The following is a 19,941-nucleotide window of genomic DNA, read 5'->3' on the forward strand; positions in this document are numbered from 1 at the left end:
CTACAGGGCAGCTTCAGGGCGCCGCACCCGCTGGAACACTGCATTGCACATCGAATCTCGAAATACCCCGACAGCTATAATGGACGTATGACTTTCCACTCACGAAATTTTCATGCGGTTGTGGTTGGCGGCGGACTCGTCGGTAAGACGGCGGCGCTTGCGCTGACGCAATCCGGCCTGCGCACGGCGCTGCTGGCAACGCCCGCTGCGGCTGCGCCCGCCGCCGACAGCTTCGATTCCCGCATTTACGCGCTGTCATCGAGCTCGCAGGCGCTGCTGGAACGGCTTCGCGTCTGGCAGGCGCTCGAGCGCGACAAGCTCGGACCGGTGCTGGACATGCGCGTTTTCGGCGACGCTTTCGCCGAGCTGCATTTCTCCGCGTTCCAGGCCGCAGTGCCGCAATTGGCGTGGATCGTGGAGTCGTCGTTGATTGAACGATCGCTCGATGCCGCGCTGCGTTTCCAGCCGAATCTCACGTGGATCGACTCGCGCGCTCAGGGCCTGACCATCCACGATGACGCCGCCCATCTGACCCTCGCAAACGGCGACACGCTCGAAGCCGACCTTGTAGTCGGCGCGGACGGCGCGCATTCCTGGGTGCGGGCGCAGACGGGCGCGAAAATGCAACGCCGGGATTATCGGCAAACGGGTGTGGTCGCGAACTTCAAGTGCGAAAAGCCGCATGGTGAGACGGCGTATCAATGGTTTCGCGACGGCGAGATCATCGCGTTATTGCCGTTGCCCGGGGACAACGTCTCGCTCGTGTGGTCCGCTAAAACCGAACACGCCGATGCCCTCTTGAAACTCGATCCCGCCCAACTCGCGGCGGAAGTTGAAAAGGCTACGCAAAACATGCTCGGCGCGCTCGAATGCGTGACGCCGGCGCAGGGTTTTCCGCTCGCGCTGCAAACCGTGGACAGGCTGATCGGCCCACGTGTGGCGCTGGTTGGCGACGCCGCACATCTGATTCACCCGCTGGCTGGGCAGGGCATGAACCTGGGTCTGCGCGATGTAGCGGCGCTGGCCGAAACCCTCGCCAACAAGGAAGCATTCCGATCGACCGGCGACCCCGTCTTATTGCGCCGATACGAACGCACCCGTCGCGAGGACATCCAGAAACTGACGCTCGCCTGCGACGGCCTGCAGAAACTCTTCGCCATGCCCGGCACGCTCGCTCGCGGGCTACGCAACACAGGCATGGCGCTCGTGGGTGCACAACCGCTTGTCAAACGCTGGCTTGTGTCCGCGGCGCTTGGTTAAGTCTTGGTTACGAACATCCCACCTACTTCAGATTGACGGAAACTCGAATGAAAATCACTCTTCGCCGCGCCCTGGTCGCTGCTGCCACGCTGGCCGCGGTGTTTGGCATCGGCATCGCGGCACAAGCCGATCAGACCACTGACAAGATCAAGGCCACGCTGCAATCGCGCATCGGTGACGCCGACATCAAAAGCGTGGAGAAGTCGCCGGTTCCGGGGCTATACGAAGTCAACCTCGGCGCGCAGATCGTCTACACGGACGCGACCGGCAACTATCTGCTGATGGGCGATCTCGTCGATACCCGCACGCGCACGAATCTCACCGAAGCGCGTCTGGCGGAAACGAACAAGATCGACTTCGCGAAGCTGCCGTTCGAGAACGCGGTCAAGGTAGTGAAGGGTACGGGCGCGCGCAAGATCGCGGTGTTCTCCGATCCGAATTGCCCGTACTGCAAGCAGTTGGAAACCACGCTCAAGTCCGTCGATAACGTCACTGTCTACACCTTCTTGTACCCGGTCTTGTCGCCGGATTCGTCGGTCAAGTCGAAGTCAATCTGGTGTTCGAAAGATCGTTCGGGCGCGTGGGAAGGCTGGATGCTTGACCACACGGCGCCCACCGCGGCCGCTAGCTGCGATACGACCGCCATCGACAAGAACCTGAAGCTCGGCCAGTCAATGAACGTGACCGGTACGCCGACCGTTTTCCTCGCCGATGGACGCCGTCTGCCCGGCGCGGTGCCGGCAGATCGGCTGGAGAAGGAGTTGTCGGCGGTTCACTGATTGAGTTGACGATAAGTCGACCAATGACGAAGGAGGCGCGCGAAGCGCCTCTTTCGCTTTCATGAACTTCCACTTGCCTGATTCTGCAATGAGCGGTTGAACCGCGAAAAGCCTCGCTAATTTGGCCAAAAAGCCACGCCCGGCGACAAGAACAAAAGGACCTCGACGCATGAACGCCATCCGTTACACCATCGTTCCGAAAAATCCCGCTGCGCATCTGTTCGAAGTGACGTTGACCGTTGCGCAACCCGATCCGTCAGGTCAGCGTTTCGTGCTGCCTGTGTGGATTCCGGGCAGTTACATGATCCGAGAATTTGCCCGCAATATCGTCACGCTGCAGGCGTTCAACGCGGCTGGCCGCAAGCTAGCCATCGATAAAACCGACAAGCACGCGTGGCAAACCGCGCCGCACGATGGTCCGATCACGCTGCGCTACGAGGTCTACGGCTGGGACTTGTCGGTGCGTGCCGCGCATCTCGACGACACCATCGGTTTTTTCAACGGCACGAGCGTGTTCCTCGCGGTGGAAGGGCAGGCGGATGCGCCCTGCATCGTCGATATTCAAAAGCCTGCCGGCACGCAATACGCGAACTGGCGCGTGGCGACGGCATTGCCCGAGGCGCGCGGCACGAAGCGCTATGGCTTCGGCGCGTATGAGGCGCCGGACTACGATGCGCTGATCGATCATCCCGTGACGCTGGGCGAGTTCGCGCTCGGTTCTTTCGATGCCCACGGCGCGAAGCACGACATCGTGATTTCAGGCCGCGTGACCGGTCTCGATATGCACCGCCTGGAAACCGACCTCAAGCGTGTTTGCGAAGCGCAAATTGCGTTGTTCGAGCCGCGTACGAAGAAGGCGCCGGTTGATCGATATGTGTTCATGACGGTCGCCGTCGCCGATGGTTACGGCGGCCTCGAACATCGTGCATCGACGGCGCTGATCTGCAATCGCGCCGATCTCCCTGTTGCCGGGCGCCCGGATGTGACGGACGGCTATCGAACGTATCTGGGTCTTTGCAGCCACGAATATTTCCATACGTGGAACGTGAAGCGGATCAAACCCGCGGCGTTCGCGCCTTACGATTTATCGCAGGAAAATTACACGTCGCTGCTGTGGTTGTTCGAAGGTTTTACGTCGTACTACGACGACCTGATGCTCGTGCGCAGCGGGCTGATCAGCGCGAGCGAGTATTTTTCGCTTCTGGGCAAGACGCTCGGCGGCGTGTTGCGCGGATCGGGGCGGCTCAAGCAGACCGTAGCCGAAAGCTCGTTCGACGCGTGGGTCAAATATTATCGGCAGGACGAAAACGCGGCGAACGCAATTGTCAGTTATTACCAGAAGGGTTCGCTCGTCGCGCTCGCTTTCGACCTGTCGGTTCGCGCGCAAACCGAAGGCAAGAAGTCACTCGACGACGTCATGCGGCTTCTGTGGCAACGCTACGGCCGCGATTTTTATCACGGCAAAGCGCGGGGTATCGAAGAAAGCGAAGTGGAAGCGCTGTTTGCCGAGGCGACCGGCGCCGACTTGAAAAAGCTGTTTCGCGAGGGTGTTCACGGCACGCGCGATCTGCCGCTCGATACTTTGTTCGAGCCCTTTGGCATCACGTTCGCGCCGGATGTCGCGACCAACGGCACCGCGGCGAAACCATCATTTGGCGCGCGCGTTCGCAACGGCACGGATTGCGTGCTCGCGGCCGTGCATGAGAACAGTGCGGCGCAGAAGGCGGGGTTATCGGCGGGTGACGTGCTGGTTGCAATCGACGGCTTGCGCGTAACGGGATCGAATCTCGACACGCTGCTTGCGCGCTATTTGCCCGGCGCGAAGGTGGAAGTGCACGCGTTCCGGCGCGACGAGTTGCGCGTCGCGCAGGTCAAACTCGACCCGCCGGAAGTATCGCGCTATGTGCTTTCCACTGCCGATGGGCGTGGTCCGTCGAAGCAATGGCGCGAACGCTGGCTGAAAGGTTAAGGAAGAAATGCACGGTTAAATTCGGATTGTTCTACTGTTGCAACAATCCTTCACAAGTGCACAGCTTGTTCCCGGCGTCGTAAAAAAGAAGAATACGTCCTGTCAGAGCGCGATCCGTGCTCGAACTCAACTAGACACAGGAATCATCATGACGACCATTCTTCAAATCAATTCCGCAGCCCGCTCGCAAGGCGCCCAATCGACGTTGCTGGCTGACGAAGTGTCGGCGAAGCTGCAGCAAGCGCACCCGGGTGCGAAGCTGGTGGTGCGTAACCTCCTCGCCGACAACCTTTCCCATCTCGACGATGCCACCCTCGGCGCATTCTTTACGCCTGCCGACCAGCGCACTGCCGAACAGAACGCCATCCACGCCAAGAGCGAAGCGCTGATCGCCGAACTGCAAGCGGCTGACGTAGTCGTGATCGCAGCGCCGATGTACAACTTCGGCATTTCGTCGCAATTGAAGGCTTACTTTGACTGGATCGCCCGCGCTGGCATCACGTTCAAGTATGGCGCGAACGGCCCTGAAGGTCTCGTAACGGGCAAGAAGGTGATCGTTGTGTCCGCACGTGGCGGCAAATACAGCGGCACGCCGAACGACTCGCAAACACCGTATCTGAAGTCGTTCCTGGGCTTCCTGGGCATGACCGACGTCAGCTTTATCTTCGCTGAAGGCCTGGCGATGGGCCCGGACGCTGCCGGCGCCGCCTTGGCTACCGCTCGCGACTCGATCGCCGCGCTGTAAGCTTGTGAAGTAGTTTTTTAAAAACCCGCCGTGTCGTGCGACATCGGCGGGTTTTTTTACGCGGGTCTGTCGGCCGGATCAGGCAAACGCCAGTCGATGGTGGCTCGCCCATGTTGTTCCAGATACGTATTCGCCGCCACAAAATGCCCGCAGCCCAGAAAGCCGCGATGCGCTGACAGAGGCGAGGGGTGAGGCGCCTCCAGCACGCAATGCGCTTTTCCAGCCGCCACCGCCGACGCAATCAACCCGCGTTTTGCCTGCGCATGGGCGCCCCAAAGCATGAACACGAGATGTTCGTGCCGAAGGGCCAGTTCGTGAATCAGGGTGTCGGTGCAATGCTCCCAGCCACGTTTGGCGTGACTGCCGGCTTTATCGCGTTCCACCGTCAGCGACGTGTTCAACAGCAGCACGCCTTGCTGCGCCCACGCGTCGAGGCAACCGTGAGCGGGCGCAGTAAAACCAAGGCTGGCGTTGATTTCCTTGAAGATATTTTTCAGCGATGGCGGCGGCCGGACCGGCGCCGGCACCGAAAACGCCAGGCCGTGAGCCTGCGGCGCACCGCGATCTTCGCCGTGATACGGATCCTGTCCGAGGATCACGACCTTCACGTCGCCGGGACGAGTCAGGCGCAAGGCGCGGAAGACATCGGCGGGATACACGGTCTTGCCGGCGGCGCGCTCGGCATCGACGAACGCGCACAACGCCGCGTAATGCGGGCTCTCGACAAAAGCCTTCAGATGTTTGCGCCAGTCCGCCGGCAGTGCGTCGAACTGACCTTCCAGCGAGGTATGCGACTGGGCTTTGGCAGCCTCAGCTTCAAACAGCGACGCCTGACTCATTTCACGCCACCGTTGTGGCCGGGCACTGTGGGCTCGCAGAGATCGTAGCCCCGGCGTGCCTTGCTGGCGTCTTCAGGCTGGAGATAGAGGAACGCGCCCCGCATTTGCGCCGCGAGTGTGTTCAGTGCTTCCTCGTTGCCGGATTTCAGCTCGAGTTCGAGTTCGCTGATCGGTGTAGTGCGGCGCTCGCCGTCCACGTCAGTCACCACCTCGCCCAGATCCAGCGCCGCTTCAATTTTCGCACCGTCAATCTCAACGTCCCAGATCACGCGCGAAAAATCCGTGCGGAACAGGGCGATCAATTCGGGCGCGGCGTCGCTGAGTGCGTTGGCAGCATGCTCGTTGTCGCAGATTTCAAGCAAGGCGGGGATTTCCAGCGCAACGCCTGCAACCGGCAATTCCCACTCGTGCCGATTGTGCAAACCTTCCTGCGATTCACCCGCCGTCTTGTACGTTTGCAGCCACTGATCCGGCGTGCCACGCAGGCGCACCGCACTTTTGGCCTTGGCGAGCGCGCGACCGGGGGTATCGAAGTACACGTTGGTGAGCTGGACCTTGCGGCCTTCCTGACCGGTGCGTTGCGTCAGGTCCTTCGCTATTTCGCCGTGTTTCGATGTCGGCAGCGCCAGTTTGACTTCGCGTTCAATACTCAAAATAAACTCCGTGCAACAGCGTCAGAAGAACATTCGCGCCAGTTCGGTACCGGGGTCGTCGGCGCGCATGAACGCCTCGCCGACCAGGAACGTCTGCACGTCCATGGCACGCAGACGGTCCACATCCACACGGCTCAGAATGCCCGATTCGGTCACCACTATACGGTCTTCGGGAACCATGTCCAGCATGCCGATCGTCGTTTCAATCGATGTCTCGAACGTGCGAAGGTTGCGGTTGTTAACTCCGATCAACGGCGTCTTCAGGGTGAGCGATTGCTCGAGTTCGTCGCGATCGTGAACCTCTACGAGCACCGCTAGCCCGAGCGAGTGCGCGTACGCTTCCAGATCACGCATTTGCAAGGGCTGGAGTGCGGCGGCGATCAACAGAATGCAGTCGGCGCCCATCGCGCGGGCTTCGAGGACCTGATATGGATCGACGATAAAGTCCTTGCGCAGGACCGGCAGGCTGCACGCGGCGCGCGCTTCCTCGAGATACGCAATGCTGCCCTTGAAGAACTGCACGTCGGTCAACACTGACAAACACGCGGCGCCGCCTCGTTCATACGACTTCGCGATATCGGCGGGAACAAAGTTCTCGCGTATTACGCCCTTCGACGGGCTCGCTTTCTTCACTTCCGCAATGATCGCCGGCTTCCCTTCAGCGTGCTTCGCGCGCAATGCGCCGACGAAGTCGCGCGAGTCGCGCGTGCTCGCCTGCAAACGCAGTTCCTCGAGCGATACGCTTTCCTGCGCGATGCGAACTTCGCCACGTTTGACTTCGATGATGCGATCGAGAATGTCACTCATGTCCTGGCCTCATTATTTGGCGAATTGCTGTGTGAAGCGCACGAGTTCATCGACTTTTTCGCGCGCTTGTCCGCTCGCGATCACCTCTTTCGCCAGCGCCATGCCGGCTTGGATCGATTCGACCACGTTGGCCGCGTACAGCGCCGTGCCCGCGTTCAGTGTCACGATTTCGCGCGCGACGCACGGCTTGTTATTCAGCGCGCCGAGCAGCATGGTCTTCGATTCCTGCGCGTCGGCGACCTTCAGCGTCCGGTTCGACACCATCTGCAGGCCGAAATCCTCCGGATGAATCTCATACTCGAGCACTTCACCGTTGCGCAGCTCGCCCACGACCGTCGCCGCACCCAGCGATACCTCGTCCATGCCGTCCTTGCCGTACACCACAAGCACGTGCTTAGCTCCCAGGCGCTGCATCACGCGCACCTGGATGCCGACGAGATCCTCATGGAACACACCCATCAACTGATTGGGTGCGCCGGCCGGGTTGGTCAGCGGACCGAGGATGTTGAAAATCGTCCGCACGCCGAGTTCGCGACGCACTGGCCCGATGTTTTTCATCGCCGGATGATGGTTCGGCGCGAACATGAAACCCATGCCTGTTTCGGCAATGGACAGCGCCACTTGTTCCGGCTGAAGATCGATATTCACGCCCAGCGCCTCAAGCACATCCGCGCTGCCCGATTTACTCGATACCCCGCGACCACCGTGCTTCGCCACCTTCGCGCCGGCGGCCGCCGTAACAAACATGGTGGCCGTCGAGATGTTGAAGGTGTGCGAGCCGTCGCCCCCGGTGCCCACGATATCGACAAGATTCTCGCTATCCGGAACGTTCACGTGATTCGCGAACTCGCGCATCACAGTCGCCGCCGCCGCGATCTCCCCGATCGTTTCCTTCTTCACGCGCAAACCCGTGATGATCGCGGAGGACATCACCGGCGACATCTCGCCGCGCATGATCATGCGCATCAGGTGCAGCATTTCGTCGTGGAAAATCTCGCGATGCTCAATCGTCCGTTGCAACGCTTCCTGGGCCGTAATAGTCATGATTGGATCTCGGTTCACGCGCGAATGCCTTGCGCCGGGCTCTTGACGAAGTTTTCGAGCAGCGCGTGGCCGTGCTCGGAGAGAATTGATTCCGGGTGGAATTGCACGCCCTCGACCGCGAGTTCCTTATGACGCACGCCCATGATTTCGCCGTCGGGCGTCCACGCGGATATTTCCAGGCAATCCGGCAACGATTCGCGTTCGATGGCAAGCGAGTGATAACGCGTCACGCTGAAATGTTTCGGCAGGTCGGAAAACACCCCACGGCAATCGGTTTCGATGGTGCTGACTTTGCCGTGCATGATGGTTTGTGCGCGCACCACGCGTCCACCGAATGCCTCGCCGATGGCCTGATGGCCGAGGCAAACACCCAGAATAGGGATCTTTCCGGAAAATTCACGCAGCACGTCGAGCGTGATGCCGGCGTGTTGCGGATTGCTCGGCCCCGGCGAAAGGCAGATCCGCTCGGGATTCAGCTTCGCGATTTCATCGAGGGTAATTTCGTCGTTGCGGAAAGTCCGCACGTCCTCGCCCAGTTCGCCGAAATACTGGACCAGGTTATAGGTGAACGAATCGTAGTTGTCGATCATCAGCAGCATGGTCTTTCTCCGGATCAGAAGTCGCTATCGAGGCCGTCTTGCACTTGCTCGGCGGCGCGCAGGACTGCTCGCGCCTTGTTCTCCGTCTCCTGCCATTCGGACTCGGGCACCGAATCCGCGACGACACCTGCCGCCGCCTGCACGTACAAATTGCCCTTGTGGATGAGACCGGTGCGGATCGCGATGGCGAGATCCATCTCGCCCGTGAACGACAGATAACCGCAAGCGCCGCCGTACAGTCCGCGTTTCACCGGCTCCAGCTCGTCGATGATTTCCATCGCCCGCACTTTCGGCGCGCCCGACAGCGTGCCGGCGGGGAAGGTGGCGCGCAGCACGTCGAAATTCGTGGTGCCGGGCTTCAGCTTGCCTTCTACCGAACTCACGATGTGCTGGACGTGCGAGTACTTTTCGATCGCGAGCTTGTCCGTCACCACCACCGATCCTGTCTGCGCGATCCGGCCGACGTCGTTACGCGCCAGATCGATCAGCATTACGTGCTCGGCCACTTCCTTCGGGTCATTCAGCAATTCGGTCGCGAGCTCGGCGTCGCGTTCGGGCGTGTTGCCGCGCGGCCGCGTACCGGCGAGCGGGCGAATGGTCACGATCCGCTCTTCGCCACGTTTTTCCTGCCGCACGAGAATTTCCGGCGATGCGCCCACCACATGAAACTCACCGCCGAAGTTGTAGTAATACATATACGGCGATGGATTCAGCGAGCGAAGCGCGCGATACAGCGAGAGCGGGTTATCGCGGAACGGCTTCACGAGCCGCTGGCCAACCTGAACCTGCATCAATTCGCCCGCCGCGATGTATTCCTTCGCCTTACGCACCGCGTTCAGGTAATCGTCCTTCGCAAACTCTCGATACGTCTCGGTGCGCACGCTCGCCGACGTCACCGGCGGCTGCACGGTTGTGCGCAAACGAGCGCGTAGTTCGCGCAGGCGCTGCTTGGCTTTCGTGTAGGCTTCGGCCGTAGTCGGGTCGGCATAGACGATCAGATAAAGCTTGCCGGCAAGGTTATCGATAACCGCCATTTCCTCGGTCAGCAATAACTGGATATCGGGCAAACCAAGATCGTCACGCGGCGCCGTATGCGCCAGCTTCTTTTCGATATAACGCACGGCGTCATAACCGAAATACCCGGCGAGACCGCCGCAAAAGCGCGGTAGTCCCGGACGCTGCGCAATCTTGAAGCGCTTCTGAAATTCTTCGATAAACGTCAGCGGATCAGCTTGGCTCGTCTCAACGACGTTGCCGTCCTTCACCACTTCCGACACGCCGTTCTGCACGCGAATCATCGTGCGGGCCGGCAAGCCGATAAACGAGTAACGCCCAAAGCGCTCGCCACCCACCACCGATTCCAGCAGGAACGAGTTGGCGCCATTGCGCTCGGTTTGAGCCAGCTTGAGATAAAGCGAAAGCGGCGTTTCGAGGTCGGCCAGCGCCTCGGCGATTAGCGGAATGCGGTTGAAACCTTCATTCGCCAGCGATTGGAATTCGAGTTCGGTCATGTTCTGATCCTTTACGTGCCGCTTGTTGGATTTGGCGACATCGAGCACACACTGGGCGCTGCGGACAATTTACCGCACGGCGCGAATCTCGCTCTCGTTTGTGCGTCGCCTGATGCTGCAAACGCTGTCCCAATCGTACCGGCGGTAGCCATTTGCTAAAACGGCACGGCCGCAAAACGAAATTTGGGCGCAACGAATGATGCGGATCAGGCTAGGCATCAAGGTAAAACAAGTCGGCGGGATCGGCGCGCGGCATGCGCAGCGAAACAAAAAACGGTTGCCGAAGACGAGCTTCAGCGACCCTCGGGCGAGGTTAGCGCGACCAGCGACGCCAGGGCCAGGCTCCCCGGTCGATGCTGCTCAGACTCCGTTTTTTGTTCAGAAACATGAGGATTGAACTAGTCAGTCGATGTTGTCGCGCCGGGTGAAGCGGGCGCGGCCATGGTTGCTGCTATTGCCTGTGCGGCACCTAGCAGGGAAGAAACTATACCATCGGATTTCACCAGGTGCACGGGTTTGCCGTGGTTGTAACCGTAAGGCACCGTAAGCGTCGCCATGCCCGCTGCGCGACCCGCGAGCGCGTCATTCTCCGAATCCCCGATGGCCACAGCTTCGCGCGGCAGCACGTCCAGCCGCTCGCAGGCAATCAGCATAGGCGCCGGATCGGGTTTCTTTTGCGGAACGGAGTCGCCGCCGAGCACGACCTTGAAATATTCCGCCAAACCGAATTTGGTCAGCAGCTCAACGGCGAATCGGTGCGGCTTGTTCGTCACGCACGCCAGTGGCAAACCGAGATCCCGCAGCGCTTTCAAGCCTTCCGTGACTTCAGGAAAGAGGGTGGCGCGCTGTCCGTTGATGCGAGCGTACTCGGTCTGATAGATCGCGAGCGCATCCTCGAATTTCGTGGCGGCTTCCAACGCAGAAAATCGCACGGCCAGCACGCTGCGGATCAGGTTCTCCGAACCCTTCCCTATGTAGCCAATGACTTCGTCCCGATCGGTGGCCTTCGTGCCAATCCGCGCCAGCATGCCATTTAGCGCGGCGACGAAATCGTCGGCGGTGTCGATCATTGTCCCGTCGAGATCGATGATCGCCGCGCGCAGTGTCTTGTTCGTGAACGCCGGAAGCTCCGCCGCGAGTTCGCTCATCGTGCCTCTCCGGTATTCACTTTAGCCAGCTCGGCGCGCATTTGGGCGATCACGTCGTGGTAATTATGGTGGCCGAAAATGGCCGATCCAGCCACGAATGTATCCGCGCCCGCTTCCGCGATTTCTCGGATGTTGTCGATCTTGACGCCGCCGTCCACTTCGAGATGAATCTCGCGTCCGGTTCGCTCTTTGTATTCGTCGATACGCCGACGTGCTTCGCGCAGCTTGTTCAGCGCTTCTGGAATGAACGACTGGCCGCCAAACCCCGGATTCACCGACATGATCAGCACCAGGTCGACCTTGTCCATCACGTGGTCCAGATGATTCAGCGACGTTGCCGGATTAAAAACGAGACCGGCCTTGCAGCCGTGATCGCGGATCAGTGAAAGCGTGCGATCGATATGGTCCGAACCTTGCGGATGAAAGCTGATCACATTAGCGCCGGCTTTCGCGAAATCGGGCACGATACGGTCAACCGGGCGCACCATCAGATGCACATCGATAGGCACGTCCGTATGCGGACGCAACGCCTCGCAGACCAAAGGGCCGATTGTCAGGTTCGGGACGTAATGGTTGTCCATCACGTCGAAGTGGATCCAGTCTGCTCCAGCGGCGACTACATTGCGGACCTCTTCGCCGAGAATGGCGAAGTCGGCGGACAAAATACTGGGGGACAGGCGAAATTGCGTCATGACGTCGGCCGGTTGCGAGCGGAAAATGCATTTTACAGCGTGACGACACTTTTGACCGCTGACCGAATGGCCTACGTCCCGTCCAGCAGCCTTCAGCGGGCGTTTCGCGCATTCGACAAAGGCCTCGCAGCCAGTGGCGTTCTGTTGCGGGCACCGGCTGCATCAAGCAGAATGCGTCACCTGACGTTCACGCAAATTCGCGCAACCCGCGCCGGACCCCTGTCCTTAAGGGGGAGGGGTTCGAACCCGCGCAGCACATTTTTGAATTGGAAAAGCGATGAGCCAGTATGAATTCAGCGTAGCTGTCCAGACGCAATATCTGCCTGAACAATCGGATCCGGACGCTCACCAGTTTGCGTTCGCCTACACCTTGACGATCCGCAATACCGGCCAGGTCGCGGCACAACTGATCTCGCGCCACTGGATCATCACCGACAGCGACGACGTGGTTCAGGAAGTAAAGGGCCTTGGCGTGGTGGGGAACCAGCCATTGCTGCCGCCCGGCGAGAAATTCGAGTACACGAGCTGGGCTGTCATTGCGACGCCCGTTGGCACCATGCGCGGCTCGTATTTTTGCGTCGCCGAAGACGGCGAACGTTTCGATGTGCCCATTGCCGAGTTTTCGTTGCACATGCCGCGTACGCTGCACTAAATCGGCAGCGCTGATGCACGTGCGATCATGGCGTTCGAGGCGCTCCTAGCGTCTGTTTTTCTTCTTGCCCGAAGCCGTCCACACGACGATAAAGATCAGCAGAAGCAGCGCCAGGAAAGACTCGAGCGCAAAAATGAGCATTGGGTATTCGTCGAATAGATCAGACATGGCGGTTCTCATCAAGAACGAACATTGTATGCGTTTCACTCGTCCGCTCGCCGGATTGGCGGGATGGGCGGCGTCGATCACAGCAGCAGTTCTGCTCGCTTCGTGCGGTGGCGGCGGCGCGATCAAGTCCGGGAATCTTTCGCCGCCGACCGGTGCGCCGATCATCACGGGACAGCGTGCGGCTAATCGCTTGACTGCCGTGAGCTGGCAGCAGGTGCCTGGGTGGCAGGACGACTCGCTGCTCGGCGCAACAGCCGCGATGCGCCAGAACTGCAGCCGTCTCGCGCAACAGCCCGCGTGGCGCCGGGCGTGCGCGGCGGCGCTGAGGCTCGACGATCTCGACATGAACGCCGCTCGCGAATTCTTCGAAGCGTATTTCACGCCATTCCAGTTGGCCAACACCGACGGCACGCTCGACGGTCTCGTGACCGGTTACTACGAGCCGTTGTTGCGCGGCTCGCGTACGCGTCACGGGCTTTATCAGTATGCGTTGTATCGATGGCCGTATCGGTTCAAACCTGGCACCGCGTTACCAACGCGCGCCCAGCTCGAAAATTCGGGCGTGTTGAACGGCAATGAACTGGTGTGGGTCGACGACCCTATCGAAGCGTTCTTCCTGCAGATCCAGGGCTCGGGACAGGTCGTGATGGAAGACGGGACCACCATGCGTGTCGGGTTTGGGGGGACCAACAACCAGCCATACAAATCGATCGGGCGTGAGTTGTTGGATCGGCGTGAGCTCACACCCGCACAGGCGACGATGCAAGGTATCAAGGCGTGGGCGAAAGCGAATCCGTCGCGTGTCGATGCTTTGCTCGACGTCAATCCGCGCTTCGTGTTCTTCCGCGAGATGCCGGGAACGGAAACGCTGGCGGCTGGCGTGGGAGCCGGGCCGGTAGGCGCGCTGGGTGTTCCGCTTACGCCCGAACGTTCGATCGCCGTCGATCCGTCCTCTATCCCGCTCGGCACGCCGGTTTTCTTGCAGACCACTCGACCGTTGAGCAATGCGCCGATGAATCGGCTGGTGTTCGCCCAGGACACCGGCAGCGCGATCAAGGGCGGCGTGCGTGCGGATTATTTCTGGGGTTTGGGCGACGATGCAGGGGATCTCGCCGGCCGGATGAAGCAGGGCGGCAGGATGTGGCTGTTGCTGCCGAATTCGTGAGCGGGTGGTTTGGATTGGGAGATCGTTGCTGGGGTAGAGCAGCCGTTTGCGTTTAGCGGCTGTTCAGCGGGTTTTGTTTCTCCGCGTGCTTCGTTTTTCTTTATTACGCCGGATCGCGATACGTGCGTTAGATGTGGCGTTCGTCACGTGTTTGTCACGTCTAACGCACGGGGCGGGTTCTGTGGATTCTTTGCAAAACTTCGATCCCACTGATTTCCGATTCCGCTGGTTACACCGGTTACGCCGGTCACGTTCGGCTGGTCGAGATAGCTGATGCCGCCGGGCGAACACGGTCAGCGCCGGCTGAGTTCGAACGCGAGCTCCGACGACAGCGCCCCGCCCAATCGCCACAATCGATCATGCGTAACCGATCGACCGCACAAAAGCGGGCGTGCCGATGCAGGTACCGCTTCAGCCGTAAGCGCCGGATTTGAGCTGGGCTGACACAATCAACTCGCTGCTTTCCGCCGATCGATCACGCGCCGCGCCTTTCCGACTGACCTCTCGATGCCGTTCACACCCAACACCTGAATCACTGCACTGACGCCGATCAAGGCTTTGATGTCGTAAGCGAGTGCGGCTTTGGCCTGATCGAGAACACCCGTATCCGGGGCAGTTTCAGGACAGGGTTCGACATTCAGCGTGAGCACGTCGAGCGGACCTTCCTTCGTCAGCACGATTTGATAATGCGGTGCGAGTGCGTGTTGTTTGAGCAGGAGCTCTTCAATCTGCGTTGGAAATACATTGACGCCGCGCACGATCATCATGTCGTCCGAGCGCCCCGTGATTTTTTCCATCCGACGCATCGTTCGCGCGCTGCCCGGCAAAAGCCGGGTGAGATCACGAGTCCGGTAACGGACGATCGGCAGCGCCTCCTTGGTCAGCGAAGTGAATACGAGTTCGCCCAGTTCGCCATCTGGCAAGACTTCGCCGGTCTCAGGATCGATGATCTCGGGATAAAAATGATCTTCCCAGATCGTCGGCCCATCCTTCGTCTCGACACACTCCGACGCCACCCCCGGCCCCATGACTTCCGATAGTCCGTATATATCGACAGCGTCGATGCCCATCCTCTTTTCGATAGCCGTGCGCATGTCGTTTGTCCACGGCTCCGCACCGAAGATGCCGATACGCAGCGAACAATCGGCAGGATGCACGCCCTGACGCTCGAGTTCGTCGGCGATCGACAGCATGTAGCTGGGCGTCACCATGATGATGTCGGGGCGAAAGTCCTGGATAAGTTGCACTTGCTTTTCAGTCTGGCCGCCGCCGAACGGAATCACGGTCAACCCGGCACGCTCCGCACCGTAGTGAGCGCCGAGGCCACCGGTGAACAGGCCATAACCGTAGCTGACGTGCACTTTGTCTCCACGCCGTGCGCCCGCAGCCCGGATGGAACGCGCGACGAGATTTGCCCAGGTGTCGATGTCCTTCGCCGTGTAACCAACCACGGTTGGTTTGCCCGTCGTCCCCGACGACGCGTGGATTCGCGAAATCTGGTCGTGCGGAACGGCGAACATGCCGTACGGGTAGTTATCGCGGAGATCCTTCTTTGTCGTGAACGGGAACCGCGCCAAGTCGGCCAGGGTTTTCACGTCGTCCGGATGAACGCCTGCTTCGTCGAACTTGCGGCGGTACACCGGCGAGTTTTCATACGCGTGGGCGAGTGACCACTTGAGGCGTTCGAGCTGAAGCGCCATTAGTTCGTCGCGGCTGGCCGTCTCGATCGGGTCCAGCGGAAGCGGGTTGTTCATCGAGTGTCTCCTTCTTGATCGTCAATCAATCGCCCGAATCAAGTTCGTACGGGCGCTATGTTTTGTAGAGTGGGTCAGGATCCGACGGGAACCAGATGGCCTTTTATCTGCGACGACTTGCCCCGGAACATGGCGACCGTTTCGCCTTCGCGGTTCGTGACGCGAATGTCGTAGATGCCGGTTCGTCCCGTCAGTGATTGTTCGACGGCTTCTGCCGACAAGCGGTCTCCGCCCTTCACCGCACGCAGAAATTCAATGGAACAGCCTGCCGCGACCGTATTGATGTTGTGCGAGTTACAGGCGAACGCGAACGTGGAGTCGGCCAACGTGAAAATGAGTCCGCCGTGGCAGATGCCGTGGCCGTTCAGAAAGTCGTTACGGACGTTCATTTGCATGCGCGCGTACCCGGGCCGAACTTCCTTGAGTTCGAGTCCGAGCGCACGGCTGCATGCATCCGCTTTGTACATGGCTTGTGCGGTCGCGTTGGCGAGTTCTTCAGGCGTCATTGCTGCGTTCTCCCGGAGTTTTCTGATCGAATTTCAGAGACCGTCGAAGCGGGGCGCGCGTTTTTCCTTGAAGGCGGCGACACCCTCGACGTAGTCGTGCGAGTCACCCAGTTCGCGTTGAACGTCGCGCTCCAGATCCAGTTGCTGATCGAGCGTATTGTTCGCGGCGGCACGGATAGCGTGCTTGATTGCAGCGATGGCCTTCGCGGGCTGCTGCGCGAGCTGCGTGGCAAGCTTGAGCGACGCACTCGGCAATTGCTCGTCGTCGACCACCTTCCAGACCAGTCCCCACGCTTCAGCTTGTTCGGCGCCCAGCTTGTCGCCGGTCAACGCGAGGCCCAGCGCCCGTGCTTCACCAACGCGCCGCGGCAAGAGCCACGTGCCGCCGGAATCCGGTAACAAACCAATTTTCACAAAAGCCTGGACGAAACTTGCTGAACGCGCCGCGACTATCAGGTCGCATGCCATGGCGAGATTCGCTCCGGCACCGGCGGCGATACCGTTGACGGCGGCGATCACGGGCAACGGCAACGCCTGCAGGCGGCGCACGAGGGGGTTGAAATGCTGGTCGATCAGCGCGCCCAGGTTGGTCATCGCCCCGGGTGTGAAGTCAAGATCCGCGAGATCTTGGCCGGCGCAAAAACCGCGGCCCGCCCCCGTGATCACCAATGCTCGGGCGTTACTTCCTTCGACCTGATCGAGCGCTTCGCTCAATTCCTCATGCATCGTCCTCGTGAAGCTGTTCAGCTTATCGGGACGATTGAGCGTCAGCGTGGCGACACGCGTGCCGTCGTCGATACTGATGACGATTGAATTGCCGTTGCCGGACATGGTGTCTCCTTGCTGGCTAAGTTGTGCAAATACGCATGCCTTCGATACTAGCCGTGCCCAACGCCGCTTTCCATTAGGCCGAATGGCCTATGCCTTCACGCGGCGTTGCGGGGCGGGTACCTATGCCGATTGGCCGACTGTTGCCGGCGCGGTCTTGGGTGCAACATGCACTCTGCTTTGAACAACGCGGAAGCGGTTCGCGACGAACGCTGCGTCCGACAACGCCGAGTTTGCTGCGGGATTGGCGCCGGTGCCGTGGAAGTCGGAATACGCCGCAGTCTGGTTGACGAACACGCCGCCGGTCAGATTAATCGAGAGCGCGACGCCACCGCGAATCGCTGCGTCGTAGGCTGCGTCGACCACTGCATCGTCTGTGCTGTACACAGAGAACGTGAGGGCACCGTGTTCCGCCGCAATCGATCCCGCCAAATCGAGAGACTGCGCTGTCGAGTCCGTCGCAATCACAAACGAGATTGGGCCAAACCATTCCTGCGTGAATTTTGCGGCGTCGGTGCGAACGTCCATTTTCAACATGAGGGGAGAGCGCACGTGGGCATCAGGGAACGCGGGGTGAGCAAGCGATTGGCTGTCCGTGAGCACTTCGCCCAGTTGCCGGGCGTCGGCAATGCGCGCCATCACGCCATCATTCTGAATGGCACCCGTCAATTCGACTGCGCGGGCCGGATCGGAGACCAGCTTTTCGACGGCAGCTGCGAGCGCCTTCGCGACGTCGTCGAAGCTCATGTGGCCTTCGCCGGTATGGATGCCGTCGCGTGGCACGTAGATGTTTTGCGGCGCCGTACACATTTGGCCGGAGTACAACGCCAGCGAGAATGCGATATTGCTGGCAACGGCTTTGAGGTTGTCGACGGAATCGATCACGATCTGGTTCACGCCGGCCTTCTCCGTGTAGACCTGCGCCTGGTGCGCATGGCGTTCGAGCCAGTTGCCGTTTTGCGTGCTGCCGGTGAAATCAATCAGCTTGATTTCGGGACGCAGCGCAAGATCCTGAACGATGGCGCCATCGTTCGCTTCGGTCGCAAGCAACGTGACCACGTTCGGGTCGAATCCGGCTTCGCGCAAAACGTCGCGAGCGATGCGTACCGTAATTGCCAGCGGCAGGATGGCACCAGGATGTGGTTTGACGATAACCGTGTTACCCGTGGCCAGGTCGGCGAACATCCCCGGATAGCCGTTCCAGGTAGGGAATGTGCAGCAACCGAGCACAAGACCCGTGCCACGCGGCACGACGGTGAAACGCTTGTGCATCGCGAGCGGGGGATTCTTGCCTTGGGGCTTTTCCCAATAAGCTTCGGCGGGAATTCGACGAAGCTCGTCCCACGCGTAGGCCACCGCTTCCAGCGCGCGATCCTGCGCATGCGGACCGCCTGCCTGAAAGGCCATCATGAAAGCTTGCCCGGTCGTGTGCATGACGCTGTATCCGATCTCGAAACTCGCCTTGTTCAGCCGGGTCAGTATTTCGAGGCTTACACCCGCCCACGCGTCGGGACCGGCCGCGCGCCACTGACTTTGAGCCGCCCCGGATGCAGCCAGCAGTGCGTCGACGTTCGCTTTCGGATAGCGAATTCCGAGCGCGAGCCCAAAGGGCGAACGCTCATTGCCGACCGTCTCGCCGGTTGTCGGTTGATCCAGATCGAACGTCTGGTTGAGGTGTGCTTTGAAGGCCGCCTCGCCGTCCGAACTAGCCGTTTCACCGTACACTTTGGGACTAGGCATTTCGGGAAACGGGCTCCAGTAACCACGTGTTGCAATGGCGGCAAGCGCTTGATTAAGCGTCGCTTCGTGCTTCGTGAATAGCGGATGTGTCATGGCGGCAAGGGATGAGTAACGGTAATGGACGCTCGGTTAATTAATTGACCGACCGGTTGGTTTGCGAATGTTAGCATTTTCGAGACGCGTGCGCGAAGCGTTTTTGCGCGAGTTCACATAGGAGGAATGAATGGCTTACGAGAATCTATTGACCGAAGTCCGCGGACGAGTCGGCCTGATTACGCTGAACCGGCCCAAGGCGCTCAATGCGTTAAACGATGCGCTGATGGATGAGCTCGGCGTCGTACTCAAGCAGTTCGATGCCGACGAGAACATCGGCGCGATTGTATTGACCGGCAGCGAAAAAGCGTTCGCTGCTGGGGCAGACATCGGCATGATGGCCGGCTATTCCTATATGGACACGTTCAAGGGCGACTACATCACGCGCAACTGGGAAACGATCCGCACTATTCGCAAGCCGATCATTGCTGCGGTGTCAGGCTTCGCGCTTGGGGGCGGCTGTGAGCTAGCCATGATGTGCGACATCATCATTGCCGCCGATACCGCAAAGTTTGGTCAACCGGAAATCAAGCTTGGCGTGATCCCGGGTGCCGGCGGCACGCAGCGCCTGCCGCGCGCAGTGTCGAAGGCGAAGGCGATGGACATGTGTCTGACGGCACGCATGATGGGCGCCGAGGAGGCAGAGCGCGCAGGCCTGGTATCTCGCGTTGTGCCCGCGGCAAGCTTGTTGGACGAAGCATTGGACGCGGCATCGATAATCGCGAGCTTCTCGCTGCCGGCGGTAATGATGGCGAAGGAGTCCATTAATCGCGCATATGAATCGACGTTGGCAGAAGGAGTTCACTTCGAGCGTCGCATGTTCCATTCGCTCTTCGCCACCGAAGATCAGAAGGAAGGAATGGCCGCATTTGTCGAGAAGCGGAAACCGGTTTTTAAGCACCGTTGAAATTCTTTTCGCGAACCCCTTGCGCGAGTGAGAAACGGGCACTAGAATTCCGTTCCTTCGCTTCACGAAGAGGCGAAGGGAA

At 60.1% G+C, this 19,941-nt stretch carries 20 protein-coding genes; 7 read left to right on the top strand and 13 right to left on the bottom strand.

Features of this window, described 5'->3' with window-relative positions; genetic code table 11:
• The first annotated feature begins 87 nt into the window (after window positions 1-87).
• From FH08_RS0144480 to FH08_RS0144495, 4 genes are all read left to right on the top strand, one after another.
• Window positions 88-1,260 (top strand): UbiH/UbiF family hydroxylase, encoded by a 1,173-nt coding sequence (locus tag FH08_RS0144480; RefSeq protein WP_031364560.1) that lies wholly within the window; start codon window positions 88-90, stop codon window positions 1,258-1,260.
• Between the two features lie 47 nt (window positions 1,261-1,307).
• Window positions 1,308-2,039, top strand: coding sequence for a DsbC family protein (locus FH08_RS0144485; protein WP_031364561.1), 732 nt, complete (start codon window positions 1,308-1,310; stop codon window positions 2,037-2,039).
• 169 nt (window positions 2,040-2,208) lie between these two features.
• Window positions 2,209-4,008, top strand: coding sequence for a M61 family metallopeptidase (locus tag FH08_RS0144490; RefSeq protein ID WP_031364562.1), 1,800 nt, complete (start codon window positions 2,209-2,211; stop codon window positions 4,006-4,008).
• Between the two features lie 148 nt (window positions 4,009-4,156).
• Window positions 4,157-4,753, top strand: coding sequence for an FMN-dependent NADH-azoreductase (locus tag FH08_RS0144495; RefSeq protein ID WP_031364563.1), 597 nt, complete (start codon window positions 4,157-4,159; stop codon window positions 4,751-4,753).
• A 56-nt stretch (window positions 4,754-4,809) separates the two neighbouring features.
• Here FH08_RS0144495 and FH08_RS0144500 read toward each other — a convergent pair whose 3' ends face one another.
• From FH08_RS0144500 to rpe, 8 genes are all read right to left on the bottom strand, one after another.
• Window positions 4,810-5,592 carry a uracil-DNA glycosylase gene (locus FH08_RS0144500; protein ID WP_031364564.1) on the bottom strand — a complete coding sequence of 261 codons (783 nt, stop codon included), beginning with the start codon at window positions 5,590-5,592 and terminating at the stop codon, window positions 4,810-4,812.
• Entirely contained in the window at window positions 5,589-6,245 is a 657-nt protein-coding gene (locus FH08_RS0144505; protein ID WP_031364565.1) for a CYTH domain-containing protein, read from the bottom strand. The genes FH08_RS0144500 and FH08_RS0144505 overlap by 4 nt, the downstream gene beginning before the upstream one ends.
• Window positions 6,246-6,266: 21 nt before the next feature.
• The gene (trpC, locus tag FH08_RS0144510; RefSeq protein WP_031364566.1) at window positions 6,267-7,052 is read right to left on the bottom strand and encodes an indole-3-glycerol phosphate synthase TrpC; all 786 of its coding nucleotides are present in this window, start codon (window positions 7,050-7,052) and stop codon (window positions 6,267-6,269) included.
• A 12-nt stretch (window positions 7,053-7,064) separates the two neighbouring features.
• Entirely contained in the window at window positions 7,065-8,096 is a 1,032-nt protein-coding gene (gene trpD / locus FH08_RS0144515) for an anthranilate phosphoribosyltransferase (RefSeq protein ID WP_031364567.1), read from the bottom strand.
• A 14-nt stretch (window positions 8,097-8,110) separates the two neighbouring features.
• The gene (locus FH08_RS0144520; RefSeq protein WP_031364568.1) at window positions 8,111-8,695 is read right to left on the bottom strand and encodes an aminodeoxychorismate/anthranilate synthase component II; all 585 of its coding nucleotides are present in this window, start codon (window positions 8,693-8,695) and stop codon (window positions 8,111-8,113) included.
• Window positions 8,696-8,709: 14 nt separating this feature from the next.
• Complete coding sequence (gene trpE / locus FH08_RS0144525; protein ID WP_031364569.1) at window positions 8,710-10,206, bottom strand: anthranilate synthase component I; 1,497 nt, start codon at window positions 10,204-10,206, stop codon at window positions 8,710-8,712.
• 398 nt (window positions 10,207-10,604) lie between these two features.
• Window positions 10,605-11,354, bottom strand: a complete 750-nt coding sequence (locus tag FH08_RS0144535) for a phosphoglycolate phosphatase (protein WP_031364571.1) — start codon at window positions 11,352-11,354, stop codon at window positions 10,605-10,607.
• Window positions 11,351-12,046 carry a ribulose-phosphate 3-epimerase gene (gene rpe, locus FH08_RS0144540; protein WP_031364572.1) on the bottom strand — a complete coding sequence of 232 codons (696 nt, stop codon included), beginning with the start codon at window positions 12,044-12,046 and terminating at the stop codon, window positions 11,351-11,353. Before rpe ends, FH08_RS0144535 begins: the two co-directional genes overlap by 4 nt.
• 277 nt (window positions 12,047-12,323) lie before the next feature.
• Here rpe and apaG point away from each other — a divergent pair, with 277 nt between their 5' ends.
• Window positions 12,324-12,698, top strand: coding sequence for a Co2+/Mg2+ efflux protein ApaG (apaG, locus tag FH08_RS0144545; protein WP_031364573.1), 375 nt, complete (start codon window positions 12,324-12,326; stop codon window positions 12,696-12,698).
• A 45-nt stretch (window positions 12,699-12,743) separates the two neighbouring features.
• Here apaG and FH08_RS54100 read toward each other — a convergent pair whose 3' ends face one another.
• Window positions 12,744-12,866, bottom strand: a complete 123-nt coding sequence (locus FH08_RS54100; RefSeq protein ID WP_031364574.1) for a hypothetical protein — start codon at window positions 12,864-12,866, stop codon at window positions 12,744-12,746.
• Here FH08_RS54100 and FH08_RS0144555 point away from each other — a divergent pair.
• Entirely contained in the window at window positions 12,832-14,031 is a 1,200-nt protein-coding gene (locus FH08_RS0144555) for a murein transglycosylase A (RefSeq protein ID WP_235210702.1), read from the top strand. The genes FH08_RS54100 and FH08_RS0144555 overlap by 35 nt on opposite strands.
• Window positions 14,032-14,480: 449 nt before the next feature.
• Here FH08_RS0144555 and paaK read toward each other — a convergent pair whose 3' ends face one another.
• From paaK to paaN, 4 genes are all read right to left on the bottom strand, one after another.
• On the bottom strand, window positions 14,481-15,785 hold the full coding sequence (paaK, locus tag FH08_RS0144565; protein WP_031364576.1) for a phenylacetate--CoA ligase PaaK: 1,305 nt from the start codon (window positions 15,783-15,785) through the stop codon (window positions 14,481-14,483).
• Window positions 15,786-15,859: 74 nt separating this feature from the next.
• Window positions 15,860-16,291, bottom strand: a complete 432-nt coding sequence (gene paaI, locus FH08_RS0144570; protein WP_031364577.1) for a hydroxyphenylacetyl-CoA thioesterase PaaI — start codon at window positions 16,289-16,291, stop codon at window positions 15,860-15,862.
• 33 nt (window positions 16,292-16,324) lie between these two features.
• Window positions 16,325-17,122, bottom strand: coding sequence for a 2-(1,2-epoxy-1,2-dihydrophenyl)acetyl-CoA isomerase PaaG (paaG, locus tag FH08_RS0144575; RefSeq protein ID WP_031364578.1), 798 nt, complete (start codon window positions 17,120-17,122; stop codon window positions 16,325-16,327).
• A gap of 120 nt (window positions 17,123-17,242) precedes the next feature.
• Entirely contained in the window at window positions 17,243-18,952 is a 1,710-nt protein-coding gene (gene paaN, locus FH08_RS0144580) for a phenylacetic acid degradation protein PaaN (RefSeq protein ID WP_031364579.1), read from the bottom strand.
• 130 nt (window positions 18,953-19,082) lie between these two features.
• On the opposite strand from paaN, the gene FH08_RS0144585 reads away from it, so the two are divergent.
• Window positions 19,083-19,859, top strand: coding sequence for an enoyl-CoA hydratase (locus FH08_RS0144585; RefSeq protein WP_031364580.1), 777 nt, complete (start codon window positions 19,083-19,085; stop codon window positions 19,857-19,859).
• The last annotated feature ends 82 nt before the right edge of the window (window positions 19,860-19,941 follow it).

Origin of the sequence: Caballeronia sordidicola, assembly GCF_000729995.1 — a bacterium.
In the GTDB taxonomy this organism is placed as follows: Bacteria; Pseudomonadota; Gammaproteobacteria; order Burkholderiales; family Burkholderiaceae; genus Caballeronia; species Caballeronia sordidicola_A.

What these genes read in the sequence shown, in the direction of transcription:
- trpE (WP_031364569.1), bottom strand. Translation starts at nt 10,206, where the DNA reads ATGACCGAACTCGAATTCCAATCGCTGGCGAATGAAGGTTTCAACCGC.
- FH08_RS0144555 (WP_235210702.1), top strand. Translation starts at nt 12,832, where the DNA reads ATGAGCATTGGGTATTCGTCGAATAGATCAGACATGGCGGTTCTCATC.
- FH08_RS0144490 (WP_031364562.1), top strand. Translation starts at nt 2,209, where the DNA reads ATGAACGCCATCCGTTACACCATCGTTCCGAAAAATCCCGCTGCGCAT.
- FH08_RS0144520 (WP_031364568.1), bottom strand. Translation starts at nt 8,695, where the DNA reads ATGCTGCTGATGATCGACAACTACGATTCGTTCACCTATAACCTGGTC.
- paaN (WP_031364579.1), bottom strand. Translation starts at nt 18,952, where the DNA reads ATGACACATCCGCTATTCACGAAGCACGAAGCGACGCTTAATCAAGCG.
- FH08_RS0144485 (WP_031364561.1), top strand. Translation starts at nt 1,308, where the DNA reads ATGAAAATCACTCTTCGCCGCGCCCTGGTCGCTGCTGCCACGCTGGCC.
- paaG (WP_031364578.1), bottom strand. Translation starts at nt 17,122, where the DNA reads ATGTCCGGCAACGGCAATTCAATCGTCATCAGTATCGACGACGGCACG.
- FH08_RS0144535 (WP_031364571.1), bottom strand. Translation starts at nt 11,354, where the DNA reads ATGAGCGAACTCGCGGCGGAGCTTCCGGCGTTCACGAACAAGACACTG.
- paaK (WP_031364576.1), bottom strand. Translation starts at nt 15,785, where the DNA reads ATGAACAACCCGCTTCCGCTGGACCCGATCGAGACGGCCAGCCGCGAC.
- FH08_RS0144585 (WP_031364580.1), top strand. Translation starts at nt 19,083, where the DNA reads ATGGCTTACGAGAATCTATTGACCGAAGTCCGCGGACGAGTCGGCCTG.
- FH08_RS0144500 (WP_031364564.1), bottom strand. Translation starts at nt 5,592, where the DNA reads ATGAGTCAGGCGTCGCTGTTTGAAGCTGAGGCTGCCAAAGCCCAGTCG.
- FH08_RS0144495 (WP_031364563.1), top strand. Translation starts at nt 4,157, where the DNA reads ATGACGACCATTCTTCAAATCAATTCCGCAGCCCGCTCGCAAGGCGCC.
- paaI (WP_031364577.1), bottom strand. Translation starts at nt 16,291, where the DNA reads ATGACGCCTGAAGAACTCGCCAACGCGACCGCACAAGCCATGTACAAA.
- rpe (WP_031364572.1), bottom strand. Translation starts at nt 12,046, where the DNA reads ATGACGCAATTTCGCCTGTCCCCCAGTATTTTGTCCGCCGACTTCGCC.
- trpC (WP_031364566.1), bottom strand. Translation starts at nt 7,052, where the DNA reads ATGAGTGACATTCTCGATCGCATCATCGAAGTCAAACGTGGCGAAGTT.
- apaG (WP_031364573.1), top strand. Translation starts at nt 12,324, where the DNA reads ATGAGCCAGTATGAATTCAGCGTAGCTGTCCAGACGCAATATCTGCCT.
- FH08_RS54100 (WP_031364574.1), bottom strand. Translation starts at nt 12,866, where the DNA reads ATGTCTGATCTATTCGACGAATACCCAATGCTCATTTTTGCGCTCGAG.
- trpD (WP_031364567.1), bottom strand. Translation starts at nt 8,096, where the DNA reads ATGACTATTACGGCCCAGGAAGCGTTGCAACGGACGATTGAGCATCGC.
- FH08_RS0144480 (WP_031364560.1), top strand. Translation starts at nt 88, where the DNA reads ATGACTTTCCACTCACGAAATTTTCATGCGGTTGTGGTTGGCGGCGGA.